We start from the raw sequence: 16,804 nt of genomic DNA, 5'->3' as shown, positions 1-16,804 counted from the left end.
TTTTTGACAGACCAATGAAAACGCCGCGATCAACTGATCGCGGCGTCGGCTTTCATACGAATGACATTGGCGGCGCTGGCTGAGCCATCGAGCCAAAAGGACAACTCGGCGTATTGCTTGAACAAATCCGGCGGCAGGATCGTGCGCCTGGACTGCAATTGAACCTTGGCCTTCACCTTGTGCAGTCCCGAGAGGCCAAGGGCCTGGTCGAATTCCGGCGCGTCGTAGGCCAAATGATCGAAATCATGTTCGAACCAGGGTTCACCGATGAAGTCGTAAACCAGCCGCATCACCCGCTCTGGCGCCTGGCTCAGCAGGTCGTAATCGATGATCAGCAGTGAGTCGGCGTGTTCGCCGTAATAGGCTTCCTTGAGGGCGGCCCAGGAAAACCCCACCAACCGATTGCGTTGGGCCAGGGTTTCGCAGCGGCTGTAGACCGTGTTGCGCTCAACCGCATCGCCGAACAGCTTGGTGTTTTCGAAGGGATTGGCGCGGTACAGGCGCTCGATGCTGTCCATGACCCAGGCGACATTGCGCACACAGGCAATGATCTTGGCTTGAGGGAACAGATCGCTGATCGCCGGCAGGCGCGAACTCCACAAGCGGTTGGTGTCGAACACCACCGGTTTGTCGGCCTTGTCGGCGTAGTAAGAATCGAACAGGCCACGCAACAGGCGGCGACGCAGGTCGGTGTCGATCACCGCGCCGAATTCGCTGCCGGCGCTGCATTGCTCCAGAACGCCGGAAAAGAGTGCGCCCACGGGGCTGGTCATGCCGGCATGGAAACGCGGATTCTGCAAAAGAATGGCAGAAAGCAGGGTCGAGCCCGAGCGCGGCAAGCCGGAGATAAAGTGGAATTGTTGCAATCCATTCACCCGTCATTCAGTCCTTTGTACGACGGAGCGTAGACCATGAATGGCCTTACAGCTAGTGGTGTTTTGATATCAAATTGGAGCTAAATCGACTGGAAAACGCAATTTATATAACTGTTTAAAAGTTGAATCGTTTAAGCCCTGAAACCACGAATTACTTCAGCACATACAAGCGTGCCACGGCGCCTCCCCCCCGGGCTTCGTCGACGCGTTGCCAGCCCGCGGGCAATGGAGCGAACTCGTCCGCCCCCTCGAGGGTACCGACCAGCCATACCCGACCAGTGCCTTTGGGCAAGGCATCGAGGCTATCCAGGTAGATGTCATTGGTCACCAGCGTACCGAAACCGTAGGCGTTCGGCCGGCTCGACCGGCCATCGGCCAATGGTGGCGTGTACAGCATCGGTTTGGCGTTGGTCTGGTTGTAATAGACGTAACTCAGGTACCAGAGCATGTCACTGGTGACGATTCGGTCGCCGGGCATGAAGTGCTGGTTCACGTGTTTGGCCATGACGCTGATCTGATCCTCAGTATCCACCGTGGCATTGTTCTTCACCCCCACCAGCTCGACACCGACAAACAGCAGCAGCACGGCCAGTGCCAAGACCTTGAAGTCTGCGTACAAGCGATCGACGGCCAGTGCGACAACCATCGGCAGACCCAAGGCGTAAGCGGTCAGGTAACGCTCGATGAACACCGGCGAGATGAACGACACCGCAAACACCAGCAATAACGGGACCGCGGTGTAGATCACCGCCAGCACACTGCCACGGAACACACTGCGGTCGCGGGCCAGCGCCACGCCCGCCAGGGCCACCAATGCCAGTGGCAGCGCGATAAAAATCAGCGTGGGCAGGTTCTCGCCATCGTCCTGGATCAGGAGCGACCAGATCATCGACGGCAATGAGTCGAGCATGACGGGGGGCTCCCACCCCACATCACCATTGGCCTTGAGCAGATCCAAGTGCTGGATCAGATCGATCAGGCTGGGCACCCACGGCAAGTACAACAGCACGATGGCCACATTGGCCAGCCACCAGCCCGAGCGCTGAATGTGTCGCAGTCGATACCCTGGCTGTACACGTATCATGCCCAGATACAACCAGTGACACAGCACGCACAGCGCGGTGAAGTAATGGGTGTAGAACGCCGCTGTCATCAGCAGGGTGTAGATCACCAGATAGCGCGTGCGTTGTGGCCGTTTTATCCAGTACACCAGGGCGATCGTGGCGCCGATCAGCCACATCCCCAACAGCGAATACATCCGCACCTCCTGGCTATACCGCACCGCCGTGGGCAACAGCGCCAGCAGAACCCCGGCCAGCAACGCGGCGCGGCGGGTCGCGAGCAGGTCCACCAGCCAGACACCGAGCCCGACCGTGGCAATCCCCGGCAGCGCGCTCAGGCAACGAATCGAAAGAATGCCGTCGCCGAACAGCCCGATCCAGCCGTGCAGCAGCATGAAATACAGCGGCGGATGCACATCATGGGCTGCATGTTCCCAGATCCCGGCCAGAGAGTACTGGCTCAACAACAGGCTGGACCCTTCGTCCCCCCAGATCGCCGCCGCCGTCAGGTCGTAAAAACGCACCAGCGCAGCCAATGCCAGGATCGGCAGCAGCCAGTGCTCCCGCGCCCACCGCAATAAGCGACGGGCAGCCGCCCATGAGCCCGGTGTCGCGTGCGGATCCTGAGTGTCACCCAGCGGTGTTTCTCTGCGCGCCTCCATTGCCTCCCCTTGTTTCAACCTGATGTGCCTCGACCTAATGAACTTCGACCAGTGAATACGCAATTTTCTCAAGCACTGTAGGACAGGCTCAAGCCCGTCGTCGATGCTGGCTTTACGACGGACGACGTCCGGCAATCATTCCGATCAGCGTCTACGCTTTGGCGTGGCGTGACCCAGCCACGGAGATGAACGGAGTCGGCTGATCACTGCGATCCGCCCGGATAACCGGGCCTGCGATGTGACATATCAGACACTAACCTGAGGGATGAGGAACTATGGAAGTATTCATGGGCACTATCCAACCTTTCGCCTTTAACTTCGCCCCCAACGGCTGGGCCCTGTGCTATGGCCAGACGCTGGGGATCTCGCAATACCAGGCGCTGTTCTCACTGCTGGGAACCTACTATGGAGGCAATGGCACCACCAATTTCATGCTGCCCAACCTGCAAGGCCGCATGCCGATTGCCCAAGGCAACGGCCTGGGCCTGACCCCGCGTGTCATCGGTGAGGTCTCCGGGACCGAAAACGTCACCGCAACCATCAATAACCTGCCCAACCACACCCACGCCCTGTCCGGGCTCACGGCCACCACCACCCTGCAACTGGCCAGCCCGGCGAGCAACCCGGTCACCAACCCGACCGCAACCAACTCCTACATCGGTGCCTCGGGCGGCGGGCCAGGCTCGGCGAGCATCTACTCCGATCAGCAAGGTGCTGCGGCGGTACCGCTCAAGGGTGTCACCAGCACCGTGACGGGGGAAATCTCGTCCGCCGGCAATGGTTTGCCCATGACGGTGATGAACCCGTTCCTGGTGCTCAACTTCAGCATCGCCCTGAACGGATTATTCCCTTCGCGTAACTGAGGGTCTGACCGGGGGATGCACATCCCCCGGCCACTTTTGCTTGATGGAGGGATGCCATGCTGCAACAGGTTCAAAGCCAACACTTTCAGGCACTGCTGGGCAAGACCGGGACGCTGCGGCTGCCCGATGGCAGTGAATTGCCGATCCATATCGACACCCTTAAAGAAACGCCCCATTCACAGATGCCCAAAAGCGAGCGCATGCCGTTCAGCGTCGAGCTCAACAGCCTGCAACCCACCGACTTTGTCGATGGCTTGTGTGCGCTGGAGTTGCCGGAACTGGGCCAGGTGGAAAATATTTTCGTCTCGCGAGTACCGACCATGGGGCGGGATCCCGACGTGGGTTATTTCTACATCGCCTTCAACTGAGACTTTGTGGGAGCGGGCTTATGTGGTGAGCCCCTCACCACAGTTTTTTGTATTGCTCTTAACCCTGCGGGTACCACACCAACCGCTCCGCCGCCGGGTTGCGCTCTTCAACCTGAAACCCCAGCGCCAGGTAATGCTGGCGCGCATGGGGATTGTTGGCCCAGACCACCGTCGCCACCGGGCAGCGGATTTGTTGCGCGGCTTTCTGCACGCCTTGCAGCACCGTCCGCCCGTAACCCCGGCCTCGGGCCTGGGGGATGAACGCCAGGTACAGCACGCGAATTTCATTGGGACCGAAGTCGGTGGTCAACGCGCCGATGGCTGTGTCGAGTTTCTCGATCACGTAATGCATGGCGTCGGGAAAGTTTTCCCCCAGTCCTTGTTCCTGCACGGTGAATTGCTGGGCAACCACCTGTTGGACCACTTCCTGCTCGCCGTCGATCCATTGCAGATCCGGCCGCGCCGCCTGGTAAAGGCTGTGCAGAAAAGGTCCATCGCTGGCGCGCGAAGGCCTGACCACCAGGCCGTCCGCTGCCACTGAATCGCTGTTCGCCATCGCTGTTCTCCCTAGAAACCGCTTTCCCTGACCCCCAGGGCTGCCATGCGCCGCCAGGCAACGCCCAACAACGATTCGCCGCTGCCCTGCAACACCACAATGCCGCGCAAAGGTTGCACCGGCGTCGGCGTCTCTTCGAGGACGCTCAACCGCGCGCCATACTGCGCCTGCACCGGTTCGGCGCGCTGATGCTCATCCCGGCGTACGGCAATCGGCCCGTGATGATCGGAAGTCAGCGCCTCTTGATCGACATAGGCCGCGCCGTTGGTATCGATTTCGCTTAATTGCACGGCAATCGCCGGGTGCATCGGGTCATCGGCGATGAACCGCCCGCGAGCACCCGAAGCAACACGCCAGAGCTCGGCTTCAGCCAGATAACCGCGCAACCGCGCGCCGTCTTCGACCACCCGCACCAAAGGATCTTTAGTCGAAAGCCAGCGACCGACCGTTAACTGCGGCAACAGGTCGCGCACCTTGCCGGCGTGGGGCGCACGCAATAGCAGTCGCTCACGCTGGGCGACCAGGCCGCGGTATTCAGCCACCGCTTCCGCCAGGCGCTGCTCGACGATTCCGGCGTCGGCCGCGGTTTCGCTGCGGCTGGCCTGACGACGCATCTGCAACTGCTGAATCTGGATCTCACGGCGGACGATGGCCTGGCGTGAGTCCAGGTCCGGTGATTCCAGCTCGATCAGCACCTCGCCCTGGGCGACAACCTGGCCGTCATGCACATTCACCGTTTTTACCCGCGCTGCCACCGGCGCGTGCAAGGCGCTGGTGTGTCCCGCCTCCAGCATCGTCGGCAGCTCCACCGCGCTGCGCCACGGCAGCGCCAGCAGCAACAACAGCCCGAACAATGTCAGGCTGCTGAGCAGTACCCGAGGTGTATGCGCCTGTTCGCGACGACTCCACCATTGCCGCCACTCGCTCAGGATCGGCAGGAAGATGAACCACACCAGCTCCACCAGCATCAGGAAGATCCCCAATACCTTGAAGAACAGGTGATAAACCGCCAGCGCAATCCCGAAAAACAACGCCGCGCGCCATAGCCACGAGCCGTATCCCCAGATCAACAACCGCCGCTGCATCCTCGGCGCCCACGGCTCCGGCGCCGGGGCAGCGTAGCCGAACAGGAACTCGCGCAATCGCCAGCGACACAAGGCAAAGGCACGTCCCTGAAGGTTGTCCACTTCCCAGAAGTCGCTGAGCAAGAAGTAGCCGTCGAAACGCATGAACGGGTTGAGGTTGATCACCAGCGTAGTAATCCAGGTCGCACTGGCGAGCATGAACGCCGCCGTGCGCCCGGGGCCATCGGGCAGCAGTGACCAGGCGAGCAGCGCGATACAGGCCAGCACCAGTTCCGCCAGCACCCCGCCGGCGCCGATCAGCAAACGCGCACGTCTATCGTTGACCCGCCAGGCGTCGCTGACGTCCGTGTAGAACATCGGCAGCAGCACCATGAACGCCACGCCCATGCTCTGCACCCGACAACCGGCGCGCTTGGCCATGAAGGCGTGGCCGAATTCGTGGCACAGCTTGGCGAAAAACAACGCCACCGCGAACGCCAGCGCGCCACCGAGGCTGAACAGGTGCGGAAAGGTGGCGATGAATCGCTGCCAGTCCCGCGACACCAGAAACACCCCGAGCCCCAGCGTCGCGGGCAATCCGTAGCGCAATGCGCGCGGGCCGAAACGCTCCAGCCACGGCCAGACGCGATTGAGAAAGGCGTCCGGACGCCACAGCGGAATCCGGAAAAACAGGTATTGATGCAGCAGGATTTTCCACAGGCTCTGGCGCTGAGCCGCGGCCTTCAGGCTGTAACTGGCGCGCTGCGATGGGTCGAGGGCGCTGATCAGGTCGTGGCCGCGCAAAAATTCCAGCAATTGCTCAAGCGCCGCGCCGTCCAGCGGCAGCCCTGGCTCGCGGTTGGCGGCACGCAGCACCTGCTCGGGATCACCCAGGGACCAATGACGCAGCAAGCGCATCGCCGCCGCGCCGAGTTTGAAATAACGTCCACGCACCGGGTCGGCCAGGGTCCAGCATGGTGACCCGTCGAGGGCCGGCGCCGCCGTCGACAATTGCAGGTCTGCCCGCAGGCTCGGCAGGCTCATCTAAAGGCCTACGCTCTGACGCAACCCGGCCAGCGGTCGACGCAACAGGTACAGCGCCAGCGGCGCACGGTCACCGAAGACTTTCGCCGTGCCACGCAAGCCAATGCGCGGCGGTGCGCCGTCGAATGTCGCATCCAGTCGATAAGCCAGTTGCCCGCCAGCTGTTGGCTGCGCTTCATAGGCCGAACGTTCGAGCCTGGCCTGGTGCCGCTGCAGTGGATCGCTGTCGAGAAACAGTGCGACCTGCGCCCCAGGCTCCAGGGCGATCGCATCGCCCACGGCCAATTCGATGCGCAACTCGGCCTGATTCGGGTCGGCGAGTTCCATCAAGCGCTCGCCGGTCTGTACCGGTTTGCCGGTCCAGCGTTCGGCATCGGCGAACACCGCGATGCCATCCCGCTCGGCACGCACTTCGCTGCGTTTGAGCAGTTCACGGGCGTAATCCCGTTCGGCGCGTTTCTGCTCGACACGTGCGGCCAGCAGATCGATTTTCGAACTGGATTCGGCATCGGCGAAGGAACGTTGGGAATTGGCCTTGAGTTCCGCTTCGGCAACGCCCAGAGCGCGCTCGGCCACATCAGCCTGAGCCTTGAGCGTGGTGCTTTCGAAGCGCAGCAGCAGGTCGCCGGTCTTCACCGTCTGGTTGGGTTTGACCAGGAACTCGGCGATCACCCCGTCCAGCGGCGCCGCGACCACCCGACCGCCCAACGGGACGACCTCAGCCGGCGCCAACACCGATTGGCGCACCGGAATCAGTAACCCGAGCAACAACACGGCGACCAGTGCCACCTGACGCTTGCGCGTCCAGCGCAGTCGCCAGGGTTTGCGCGGTTGCAGCGCCAGCCAGGCATGGCTGTAGGTGTCGCCCAGTTGCGACAACAGCACCTGCTCGGCAGGGTTCCACGGCACATCCCGCGCCAGCCACAGCCCGCCGAAGATCTCGCCCTGATGATCAATCAGTGGCAACCAGAACACCTGAGCGGCCGACAGACTTTGCCAATCGGCCTGAATCGATTCACTGAGCAGATCGGGCGCGATCACCCGTGCCTGTTTCAGCACCTCGAGCTTGAACAACTGCGCGACCGCTTGCTCGACAAACGCCACGAACGGCGCATTCGGCTCCACCGCACTGACACCGGTCACCGCCTGCACCTTGCCGGCGATCAACAATGCGGCATGGCGGAAACTGAACAGCGACTGACCGTCATTGACCAGGCTGTAGGCCAGTTGCGAAGAATTACGAGCCGCGCGGGTCTGGCGTTCGAGGTCGAGAAACCTGGCGAACACCTGCTCGGCGCCGCCCGTTACCGGGGCGTTCACTTGAGCTCCGCGAAACGCGCCGTTCCGCTCATGCCGGCCAACAGGCCGCTGGCGTTGGGCAGTGTCGCCACCAGCAGCAAGGTCTGGCTGCCTTCGTCGATCCGCGCGCCGAGGCGCTTGACCGTGGCATCCAGCGGCTGACCGGTTTCATCGGGGACAAAACTGAACGTCTGGCCGGGCTTGAGCTTGCCCATCCAGCGTGAAGGCACCAACAGGTGAATTTCCAGGGTGCGGTTATCGACCACATCCAGCAACGGCGCACCGGCGGCAACGCTTTCGTAGCGCTTGACCTTGCGCTCGACGACCTGGCCATCGAACGGCGCGACCACGCTGCAGCGTTTGACCTGAACCTGATAAACCTGAGATTGCGCCTGGGTTTCGCTGACCTTGGCCTCGGCCCGCGCCACTTCAAAGCGCCCGACCGAATTCAACGCCGCCAGTTGCCGATTATGGGCCAGCTCCTCACCGGCGCCACGATTGGCGGCCTGTGCCGCGTTGAGCTGAGCCTGATAAGCCGAACAGTCAAACCGCGCCAGGGTGTCGCCCTTTTTGAACGACTCGCCCTCACTGAACGGCAACTCGACAATCCGCCCCGACAACTCACTGGCGAGCACCGCCTGATCCCGGGCTCGCAACACACCGCGCGCCTCACTGCTGGCTGACGCGTTACCGCCGACCGCGTTGCTTTCCAGCAACGGATCGTCTGGCGCAGGCGCTTGCGCCTGTACTACGCACGTTACAAAGGTCAATCCCGCAACCCAAACACGAAAACGCCGCATAACCGTAACTCCCTGACGGATGAGCGGAGTCTACGACAGCGGGGAGGCTCGTCAAGCGGATGGCCATCATTGGTTGGAGCGCGCGTTGGCGGATAGGTATTAATTTCCATACAAATCCTCCCTATCAACGCTGCGCCATCTCCGCCACCGGATACACCGACTCCCATCCCCCACCCAACGCCTTGTACAACCCCACCATCGCCAACGACACCCCGGTCGAGCTTTCGACCCACTGCTGCTGGGTCGCCAGTAATTCGCCTTGCACGGTCAGGACGTTGACGAAATCCACCACCCCTTCGACGTACTGCTGTTGTGCGGTGCGCAGGGCGATCTGGTTCTGGCGCACGGCTTCGGCGAGGCTGTCACGGCGCAATTGGCTGGCGTTGTAGGCGGTGAGTTGATTGTCGATTTCATGCCAGGCCCGCAGCACGGTTTGCTGGTAGGCCAGCGCGGCTTCCTGTTGTTGGGCTTCGCGCAGATGCAACACGCCCCGCAGCCGACCGCCGTCGAACAGCGGCAAGCTCAATTGCGGACCGATGCTGAACGAGCGCGAGCCCCAGGAACCGAAATCGCTCAGTTGCAGGGCTTGCGAACCGATGTTGCCCGACAGGGTGATTCGCGGATAGAAGTCACCCTTGGCCACGCCGATGCTGGCGGTCGCGGCATGCAGTCGGGCTTCAGCCTGGCGGATATCCGGGCGGCGCTCGGCCAATTGCGACGGCAAGCCGATGGCGACCTGTCGCGGGGTTTGCGGCACCGGGGCGTCTGTGGATAACTCGGCGGACAACGCTTGCGGCGGTTCGCCCATCAACAGGCTCAGCGCGTTGATCAGTTGCGACTGACGCTGCTCCAGCGCCGGTAAACGTGATTCGATGGCCGCGACTTGCGCGGCGGCTTCGGCGACGTCCAGATCCGTCGCCACACCGTCGGCCAGGCGCAGTTGCGAGAGTTTCAAACTATGCCGGGCGACGTCGAGATTCTGCTCGGTGACGGTCCGGGTGCTTTGCACACCGCGCAGTTGAATGTAGTCCTGAGCCGTTTCGGCGAGCACCGACAGCAGCACCCCACGGCGATCGTTTTCCGCCACCTCCAGGGTGGCATCGGCGGCTTCGGTTTCGCGGCGCACACGCCCCCAGAAATCCAGTTCCCAGGAGGCGGAAAAGCCAGCATCCCACAGGTTGTACGCCGAGTCGCCGTTATTGCCCGACGGATCGTTCAGGCCTTCACCACTGTTGCGTTTGCGCCCGTAGCTACTAGTGGCGGCAGTGTTGGGATAGCGCTCGGCGGTGATTACCTGGCGCGCGGCGCGGCTTTGTTGCAAACGGCTGCTGGCGAGTTTCAGGTCGAGGTTGTCGGTCAGGGCGCGTTGGTTCAGGGCCGAGAGTTTCGGATCGTGGAACACTTCCCACCAGCGTTCGTCCATCTCGTTGGGAACGGCCTGACTGGCGGCGGCTTTGGCCGGTTTCGACCATTGGGCGACTTGCTGTGCCTGAGGGCGCTGGAAGTCCGGGCCGACGGTGCAGGCGTTCAATGAAAACAGACTCAACACAAAAACTACTGAATGAATGCTGACCTTGTGGCGAGGGAGCTTGCTCCCGTTCGAGTGCGCAGCACTCGCAAATTTTGGGTCCGCTTCGCGGCCCAGCGGGAGCAAGCTCCCTCGCCACAGGGATGTGCGATTAGCGAAGTTCATCGTTGTGCGACCTCATGCTCATCGGCCGTAGCGCTGGCAGTATCAATACTCGCCTCCACCGACATCCCCACCCGCAATCGCTCAGCCAATGGCTGGCCTGGATCGAGGATGATTTTCACCGGAATCCGTTGCACAACCTTGGTGAAGTTGCCGGTGGCGTTGTCCGGTTTGACTGACGCGAAGGTCACGCCGGTGGCCGGTGCGATGCTCTCGACGCGTCCCTGCAGGGCTTCGCCACCAAGGCTGTCGACATGCACCTGCACGTTCTGCCCCGGCTGTACGTCGATCAGTTGGGTTTCCTGAAAATTGGCAACCACATACGCCCGCTCCAACGGCACCACGGCCAGAATCTTGCTGCCCGGCGTGACATAGGCGCCGACCCGCACCGCGCGCTCGCCGACCATGCCGTCCTGGGGGGCAACGATGCGCGTATAGGACAGTTCATAACTGGCCATTTCCAGCGCCGCTTGTGCGCGTTTCAGCCCACCTTCTGCCGCATCGCGCTGGGCGGTCAGGATCTCCACTTGTTTGCGTTCCGCCGCCAGCACCGCTGTGGCATTGGCCAACCGAGCGGTGGCCTGATCGATGCGCGTGCGCGCCTGCTGGGCATTCTGCACCGTGCCGGCGCCCACCCCGGCGAGGTGGTTGTAGCGGTTCAGTTCATGCTCGGCGAAAGCCATTTCCGCCTTCTCCGAGACTACCGTAGCCTGGGCCTGCGCGATCACCGACGCCTGGCGCTCCAGGGTCGCCCGGGCGTTCTGCAGCTGTGCCCTGGCCACCAGAGTTTGCGCGTCGGCAGCCTCAGCGGCAGCGCGCAGGTCGCGGTCGTCGATCAACGCCAGCAGTTGCCCGGCCTTGACCTGTTGGTTGTCCTCCACCAGCACTTCCTTGATGAATCCCGCCACGCGCGGTGCCACCAGGGTGAAGTCCGCCGAGACGAAGGCATCGTTGGTGTTCTGCTGCGTGCGTTTGCCGAACACGCCCGGCGCCAGCAGGTAAATCAACACGCCGACCGCCATCGCCGCGGCAATGCCAACAGCCATTTTTTGCCTGGATTGAATCGTCATAAAAACCTTCTGTTTCAGTGAAGCGTTCAAGTTGGCGCGCGCGGTGGATAGATCCGCGTCGGCAGCCAGAAAATCAGCAGGATCAGCGCCACCGCGACGCCGGCCATGCACAGATAAAGATCGGAAGAAGTCAGCACCACAGCCTGCTGATGCAGGCGGTGAGCGAGGTTCGCGCTGGCGCTATCAACCAGAGGCGAGTTACCGAGGTTGTCCACCAGCATGCTCGAGTGGAAATGCAGCCTTGCGGTGGTCAGCGCATCGATCACACCGGTGGCGATCACTGCCGCCAGGCCTTTGACCGTGTTGAACCAGGCCGAGGCGAACGGTCCTTCCATCGGGGTGATGCTGCCGGTGGAGAGCATCAATAGCGGCAGCACGGCCATGGGTTGACCGAAAATCTGCAGCCATTGCAGGACGTAGAAATCGTCACGAATCCACGCCGACGTCAGCTGCGAGCCGCCGATGCAAGACAGCGCCAGCATGCTCAGGCCGATCCCCAGCACCCAGCGGCAATCGACCCAACGCAGGTTGCACAGCGCCGCCACCAACGGCAGCGCGATCAACTGTGGCAACGCCGCCAACAGCATGATTGGCGCCGTCTGCAGCGGGCGATAGCCCTGGACCTGAGCCAGGTAACTGGAGGGAATGATCACCACCGCGAGCAACACCACCAGCACGCCGGCCAGAGTCAACAACGCGAACGACAGGTTGCGGATGCCGAGCATCTGCAACTTGAAGAACGGAATCGGTTGCGACCACTCGTTAATCAGGAACAGCACCAGCAGTAGCAGCCCGCCGCCGAGCAGTGCGCAGATCAGGCTCGACTCGAACCAGTCCAGCCGATTGCCTTGCAGGATGCCGATCACCAACATGCAAATCGCCGGAAACCCCAGTAGCAAGCCACGCCAGTTGAATGACTTGCAGCGTTCCAGGCGCAGCGGATCCTGGGGTAGACCGTAAGCCACCGCCGCCATGGCAATCAGGCACGGCACGACGATTTGCCAGAAGGTCCATTGCCAGCCGACGTACTCGGTCCACAACCCGGCCAGCGGCGTGCCGAGACCAGGGCCGAAGGTTGCCGTCAGGGCATAACCGGCCAAACCATAGAGCTTCACATTGGCCGGCAGGAACCGCAGCGCAACGGTCATCAGCATCGGCGGCAACGCACCACCGGCCAGGCCTTGCAGGGTGCGCATGACCAGCAAGCTTTCATAATTCGGGGCAAACGGGCACAGCACGCCCAACAGGGTGAAAACGCTGATGGCGCACAAGGTGAAGCGCCGCAACGAGAATGTCACCGAACACCAAGGAGCAAACGCCATGGCGGCCACCGAGGTCGCGGTGTAACTGGCGACCAGCCAGGTGCCTTCGTCGTAACCGATGGCCAACGCACCGCGAATGTCGGCGAGGGCGACCTTGGTCACCATCTCGTTCAAGCCCGACACCAGCACCGCCAGCAACACGCCCACCAGGCCGATGATGATTCGCGGGCCGAAGACCGGTGGTGCGACGGCGGTCGCTGGAGTAGTCGCAGCGAGAGACGCCGTGACCGTGAGGGAAGTCATGTACTGCACGCTCCGGAAGGGGGATACCGAAGCATTTTAGGAAGCGCGGGGGCTTACGAAAATTGACTTATTGGCAGCTTATAAGTGCACCACACGCAATGGTTAAAAGCTGCGATCCCTTGATCTTCAAACCGGCTGTGCCGCCAGCCAGGTCTCGTCGCAACAAGCCTTGAGTGTCTCGCGCATCCAGCGGTGCGCCGGGTCTTTGTCGAAGCGCGGGTGCCAGGCTTGGGTCAGCATGAGGGTAGGTAGCGGAATCGGCAGGGTAAACGAGCGCAGCTTCAAGCCCAGGCGCCGCACACTCAGCAATGCTTCTTTGGGCACCGGCAGAATCAGGTCGGAATCCGGCAAGGCGAACATCGCCGCATGAAAACTCGGCGCAATCACCGCCACCCGCCGCTCCAGCCCCAAGGCGTTGAGCGCCGTGTCGATCGGCCCACGGGCGATCCCGCGACGGGACATGCTGATATGGGAAAAGCCGGCGTAACGCTCGGCGGTGATCTCGTCGTCGAACAGCGGATGATCTTCGCGCACCAACCCGACAAAGTGGGTGGAGAACAGGTTTTGCACCTTCACTTCCGGCATCAGCGGTCGATTGTTGCTGACGCTCAGATCGATGCGTCCTTCGCGCAAGGCTTCATCGTCCCCGTCGCCCTCGGGGACAAAGCGCAGTTCGCAATGCGGAGCCTGGCGTTCCATCGTGTCGAACAGCTTGCCGCCATAGACGCCCACAAAGAAATCATTGGCGCGAATGCTGAACCGCCGGCGCAAGCTGCCCAGGTCCACGTCATCGGCAGAACGGAACAGCAAAGCGGCCTGTTCCACCAGGTCCCGCACTTGCTCGCGCAGCTCCAGCGCCTTGGGCGTCGGCACCAGGCCACGGCCGGCGCGTACCAGAATCGGATCGCCGATGGCCTCGCGAATCCGCGTCAGCGTCCGGCTCATCGCCGCCGGGCTGAGGTTCATCCGTCGCGCAGCGCCCACCACACTGCCCTCGTCGAGCAAGGCGTCGAGGGCGACCAACAGGTTCATGTCCGGGAGTTGCATGCTGAGCACTCATGGCTAATCTGGATTGATTCAGACGCAATGCTAGCAGATCAAAGGATCACCGCTGCATCCCCCAACGCTTCACCGTCACCCGCTCCAACGTATCAAACACCAGATTCTCCACCAGCAAACCGATCAGGATTACCACCGCCAACCCGGCAAACACCTTGTCGGTGTACAGCTCATTACGGTTCTGGAAGATGTACCACCCCAACCCACCCTTGCCGCTGGTAGCGCCGAATACCAATTCGGCGGCGATCAATGTGCGCCAGGCGAAAGCCCAGCCGATTTTCAACCCGGCGAGGATCGACGGCAACGCGGCCGGGATCAGGATGAACAATACGAAACGCATGCCCTTGAGGCCGTAATTGCGCCCGGCCATGCGCAGGGTTTCCGAAACGCCAAGAAACCCGGCGTAGGTGTTCAACGCCAACGCCCAGAGCACCGAATGCACCAGTACAAAAATCAGGCTGTTCTGCCCCAGCCCGAACCACAGCAGCGCCAGCGGTAACAGGGCGATGGCCGGCAACGGGTTGAACATCGAGGTCAGCGTGCTCAGCAGATCGCGACCCAATTGTGTCGACACCGCCAATGTGGTCAGGGCAAACGCCAGCACAATCCCGATCAGGTAGCCCTTCAACAACACCACCAGCGAAATCCACACCTTGCCCAACAGTTCACCGCTGAGCAGGCCGTCGTACAGCGCGCTGGCAGTTTGCAGAAAACCTGGCAGCAGCAGGTCGTTATTCTGGTAACGGGCAACGGCTTCCCAGAGCAGCGCGAGCACAATCAGGATCAGGCTTTTACGCAACCAGCCCTGTTGCCAGAGACGCTGACCGAGGGCTAACTCACGCTCCAGCGGGACGCTCGTCAGCGGCTGCAAAATGGTTTCGTACTCTTTACGCGCGGATGATAGCGGGCTCATCGGGCACTCCTCTCAATGGCTCAATAAGCGATGCGAATATCGGCGAAATCCAGCTCACGCGCGGTTTCCGGTGACTGGCCTTCATCGAACAACAGCCGATGAATCCGCCGTGCCGATTCCTGGAACGCCACGCCGCCGAGGCTGTGCAAATCGTATTGATGGCTGTGGACTTCGGCTCGTACCCGCCCCGGATGAGGCGACAGCAGCAGAATCCGATTACCCACCACCAACGCCTCTTCGATGGAGTGAGTGACGAACAGCAGCGTGAAACGCACCTCTTCCCAGAGCAGCAGCAACTCTTCCTGCATCTTGCGCCGGGTCAGCGCGTCGAGGGCGGCGAAGGGTTCGTCCATCAACAGGATTTTTGGTTGCATCGCCAACGCCCGGGCAATCGCCACCCGAGCTTTCATGCCGCCAGACAGGGTATGCGGATAGGCATCGGCAAACGCCGCCAAACCAACCTTGTCCAGATAGTGCAGCGCCCGCTCTTCAGCCTCTTTACGCTTGAGGGTTTTGGACGCGAGCAGCGGAAACATCACGTTCTGTTTGACGGTTTTCCACGGCGGCAGCTGATCGAACTCCTGGAACACCACGATCCGGTCCGGCCCCGGCGCATCGACCCGCTGGCCTTGCAGGCGAATCTCGCCCTCACAGGGCGGGATGAACCCGGCGACCGCCTTGAGCAACGTCGATTTTCCGCAGCCGGACGGACCGAGCAACACAAAGCGGTCCGCCGGATCGATCTCGAAACTGACCTGATGGGTCGCTCGAACCACACGCGCAGGCGTGCGGTATTCCAGGCTGACCTGGTCGACCGACAGCAGCGCTTGCGCGGCCGCGATCGGATTGCTGGCCGTGTGGCCTTGCAAGGGGGCGTTCATGTCGATCAGCTCCCTTGCAGCGGTTTGGCATCCTGGAAGAAGTAATCCTTCCACGAATCCGGTTTGTTTTTGATCGCGCCGACGCGGTAGAGGAACTCGGCCAGTGGGTAAGTGTTTTTCGGCGTGACGGTAAATTCGAACTGCGGGTTGTCGATGATTTTCAGCAATGCCGCACGGTCGATTTTTGCCTTGGTGACACGGATGTATGTGTCGGCCGCCGCGCCTTTATCGTTCTGCGCAAACTCGGCCGCTTCGGTCAGCGCCGCGATGAAGGCTTTATAGGTTTTCGGGTTCTCGTTGCGGAATTTCTCGGTGGCGAACAACACGGTCGGCGAGTTCGGGCCGAGCAGGTCATAGGTGTTCAGCACCACGTGCACGCTGGGGTTTTCCAGCGCCTGATCCTGGAAGGGCGGGTTGGAGAAGTGCCCGGTCAACTCGGTGCCGCCAGCGATCAGTGCCGCAGTGGCATCCGGGTGCGGAACGGCGATGGTGTACTTGTCGAGGCGATTGAACTCTTTGTCGCCCCATTGCTTGGCCGCTGCGTATTGCAGGAAGCGCGACTGCACCGACACCCCGACCGCCGGCACCGCAATGCGGTCCTTTTCGGTGAAGTCAGCGATGGTTTTGACCTTCGGATTATTACTCACCAGGTAGTAAGGGAAGTTGCCCAGGGAAGCCACGGCCTTGACGTTCTGTTTGCCGTGAGTGCGGTCCCAGATGGTCAGCAGCGGCCCGACGCCAGCGCCGGCAATGTCGATGGAGCCGGAGAGCAACGCATCGTTGACCGCCGAGCCGCCGGAGAGCTGGGTCCAGTCGACCTTGATGTCGATGCCTTCCTGCTTGCCGTATTTCTCGATCAGGTTCTGATCGCGCACCACGTTGAGCAGCAGATAAACGATGCCGAATTGTTCGGCGATACGAATTTCACCCTCGGCGTGGGCCACGGTCGGCGCCAACAGGCTGCCGGCGAGCAGGCTGAAACCCAGGCCGATAGCGGCGGCCAACGGTGCAAATGGAAGACGTTTGGACATGAG

General features: G+C 61.8%; 15 protein-coding genes. 2 read left to right on the top strand and 13 right to left on the bottom strand.

The features are described 5' to 3' along the window. Positions 1 to 29: 29 nt before the first annotated feature. Together LOY28_RS00720 and LOY28_RS00715 are read right to left on the bottom strand one after the other, a co-directional pair. On the bottom strand, positions 30 to 875 hold the full coding sequence (locus LOY28_RS00720; protein ID WP_018929397.1) for a sulfotransferase: 846 nt from the start codon (positions 873 to 875) through the stop codon (positions 30 to 32). Between the two features lie 151 nt (positions 876 to 1,026). After that, positions 1,027 to 2,598, bottom strand: coding sequence for a glycosyltransferase family 39 protein (locus LOY28_RS00715; protein WP_258612924.1), 1,572 nt, complete (start codon positions 2,596 to 2,598; stop codon positions 1,027 to 1,029). A gap of 275 nt (positions 2,599 to 2,873) precedes the next feature. Here LOY28_RS00715 and LOY28_RS00710 point away from each other — a divergent pair, with 275 nt between their 5' ends. Both LOY28_RS00710 and LOY28_RS00705 read left to right on the top strand, forming a co-directional pair. Continuing rightward, entirely contained in the window at positions 2,874 to 3,461 is a 588-nt protein-coding gene (locus LOY28_RS00710) for a phage tail protein (protein WP_018929399.1), read from the top strand. Between the two features lie 56 nt (positions 3,462 to 3,517). Then, entirely contained in the window at positions 3,518 to 3,829 is a 312-nt protein-coding gene (locus tag LOY28_RS00705; protein WP_007940987.1) for a DUF6916 family protein, read from the top strand. Positions 3,830 to 3,887: 58 nt separating this feature from the next. Here the strand turns inward: LOY28_RS00705 and LOY28_RS00700 are convergent, their stop codons facing one another. The 11 genes from LOY28_RS00700 to LOY28_RS00650 all read right to left on the bottom strand — a co-directional run bounded on the left by LOY28_RS00700 (position 3,888) and on the right by LOY28_RS00650 (position 16,801). Further along, entirely contained in the window at positions 3,888 to 4,385 is a 498-nt protein-coding gene (locus LOY28_RS00700) for a GNAT family N-acetyltransferase (RefSeq protein ID WP_018929400.1), read from the bottom strand. Positions 4,386 to 4,396: 11 nt separating this feature from the next. Further along, the gene (locus LOY28_RS00695) at positions 4,397 to 6,493 is read right to left on the bottom strand and encodes a biotin/lipoyl-binding protein (RefSeq protein WP_086944196.1); all 2,097 of its coding nucleotides are present in this window, start codon (positions 6,491 to 6,493) and stop codon (positions 4,397 to 4,399) included. Continuing rightward, positions 6,494 to 7,813 (bottom strand): efflux RND transporter periplasmic adaptor subunit, encoded by a 1,320-nt coding sequence (locus LOY28_RS00690; RefSeq protein WP_018929402.1) that lies wholly within the window; start codon positions 7,811 to 7,813, stop codon positions 6,494 to 6,496. After that, a complete protein-coding gene (locus tag LOY28_RS00685) occupies positions 7,810 to 8,592 on the bottom strand; it encodes an efflux RND transporter periplasmic adaptor subunit (protein ID WP_138866594.1) in 783 nt (260 codons plus the stop codon). The genes LOY28_RS00690 and LOY28_RS00685 overlap by 4 nt, the downstream gene beginning before the upstream one ends. A gap of 124 nt (positions 8,593 to 8,716) precedes the next feature. Then, complete coding sequence (locus LOY28_RS00680) at positions 8,717 to 10,285, bottom strand: efflux transporter outer membrane subunit (protein WP_258612923.1); 1,569 nt, start codon at positions 10,283 to 10,285, stop codon at positions 8,717 to 8,719. After that, a complete protein-coding gene (locus tag LOY28_RS00675) occupies positions 10,282 to 11,352 on the bottom strand; it encodes an HlyD family secretion protein (protein WP_258612922.1) in 1,071 nt (356 codons plus the stop codon). The genes LOY28_RS00680 and LOY28_RS00675 overlap by 4 nt, the downstream gene beginning before the upstream one ends. Before the next feature lie 26 nt (positions 11,353 to 11,378). Continuing rightward, entirely contained in the window at positions 11,379 to 12,917 is a 1,539-nt protein-coding gene (locus LOY28_RS00670; RefSeq protein WP_258612921.1) for an MFS transporter, read from the bottom strand. A 126-nt stretch (positions 12,918 to 13,043) separates the two neighbouring features. Further along, positions 13,044 to 13,964, bottom strand: a complete 921-nt coding sequence (locus LOY28_RS00665) for a LysR family transcriptional regulator (protein ID WP_019651583.1) — start codon at positions 13,962 to 13,964, stop codon at positions 13,044 to 13,046. A gap of 58 nt (positions 13,965 to 14,022) precedes the next feature. Further along, positions 14,023 to 14,889, bottom strand: coding sequence for an ABC transporter permease (locus tag LOY28_RS00660; RefSeq protein WP_086944199.1), 867 nt, complete (start codon positions 14,887 to 14,889; stop codon positions 14,023 to 14,025). Between the two features lie 20 nt (positions 14,890 to 14,909). Beyond that, entirely contained in the window at positions 14,910 to 15,770 is an 861-nt protein-coding gene (locus LOY28_RS00655; RefSeq protein WP_018929406.1) for an ABC transporter ATP-binding protein, read from the bottom strand. A gap of 5 nt (positions 15,771 to 15,775) precedes the next feature. After that, a complete protein-coding gene (locus tag LOY28_RS00650) occupies positions 15,776 to 16,801 on the bottom strand; it encodes an ABC transporter substrate-binding protein (protein ID WP_018929407.1) in 1,026 nt (341 codons plus the stop codon). Positions 16,802 to 16,804: the final 3 nt, after the last annotated feature.

The organism is Pseudomonas sp. B21-017 (assembly GCF_024749245.1).
In the GTDB taxonomy this organism is placed as follows: domain Bacteria; phylum Pseudomonadota; class Gammaproteobacteria; order Pseudomonadales; family Pseudomonadaceae; genus Aquipseudomonas.
Note: the sequence above shows the minus strand (reverse complement) of the source record. Positions and strands in the feature narration are given on the sequence as shown.

Bases quoted from the DNA above. Each gene is read 5' to 3' on its own strand.
- LOY28_RS00715 (WP_258612924.1), bottom strand. From the start codon at position 2,598: ATGGAGGCGCGCAGAGAAACACCGCTGGGTGACACTCAGGATCCGCAC.
- LOY28_RS00670 (WP_258612921.1), bottom strand. From the start codon at position 12,917: ATGACTTCCCTCACGGTCACGGCGTCTCTCGCTGCGACTACTCCAGCG.
- LOY28_RS00680 (WP_258612923.1), bottom strand. From the start codon at position 10,285: ATGAACTTCGCTAATCGCACATCCCTGTGGCGAGGGAGCTTGCTCCCG.
- LOY28_RS00685 (WP_138866594.1), bottom strand. From the start codon at position 8,592: ATGCGGCGTTTTCGTGTTTGGGTTGCGGGATTGACCTTTGTAACGTGC.
- LOY28_RS00655 (WP_018929406.1), bottom strand. From the start codon at position 15,770: ATGAACGCCCCCTTGCAAGGCCACACGGCCAGCAATCCGATCGCGGCC.
- LOY28_RS00700 (WP_018929400.1), bottom strand. From the start codon at position 4,385: ATGGCGAACAGCGATTCAGTGGCAGCGGACGGCCTGGTGGTCAGGCCT.
- LOY28_RS00675 (WP_258612922.1), bottom strand. From the start codon at position 11,352: ATGACGATTCAATCCAGGCAAAAAATGGCTGTTGGCATTGCCGCGGCG.
- LOY28_RS00705 (WP_007940987.1), top strand. From the start codon at position 3,518: ATGCTGCAACAGGTTCAAAGCCAACACTTTCAGGCACTGCTGGGCAAG.
- LOY28_RS00650 (WP_018929407.1), bottom strand. From the start codon at position 16,801: ATGTCCAAACGTCTTCCATTTGCACCGTTGGCCGCCGCTATCGGCCTG.
- LOY28_RS00710 (WP_018929399.1), top strand. From the start codon at position 2,874: ATGGAAGTATTCATGGGCACTATCCAACCTTTCGCCTTTAACTTCGCC.
- LOY28_RS00695 (WP_086944196.1), bottom strand. From the start codon at position 6,493: ATGAGCCTGCCGAGCCTGCGGGCAGACCTGCAATTGTCGACGGCGGCG.
- LOY28_RS00665 (WP_019651583.1), bottom strand. From the start codon at position 13,964: ATGCAACTCCCGGACATGAACCTGTTGGTCGCCCTCGACGCCTTGCTC.
- LOY28_RS00660 (WP_086944199.1), bottom strand. From the start codon at position 14,889: ATGAGCCCGCTATCATCCGCGCGTAAAGAGTACGAAACCATTTTGCAG.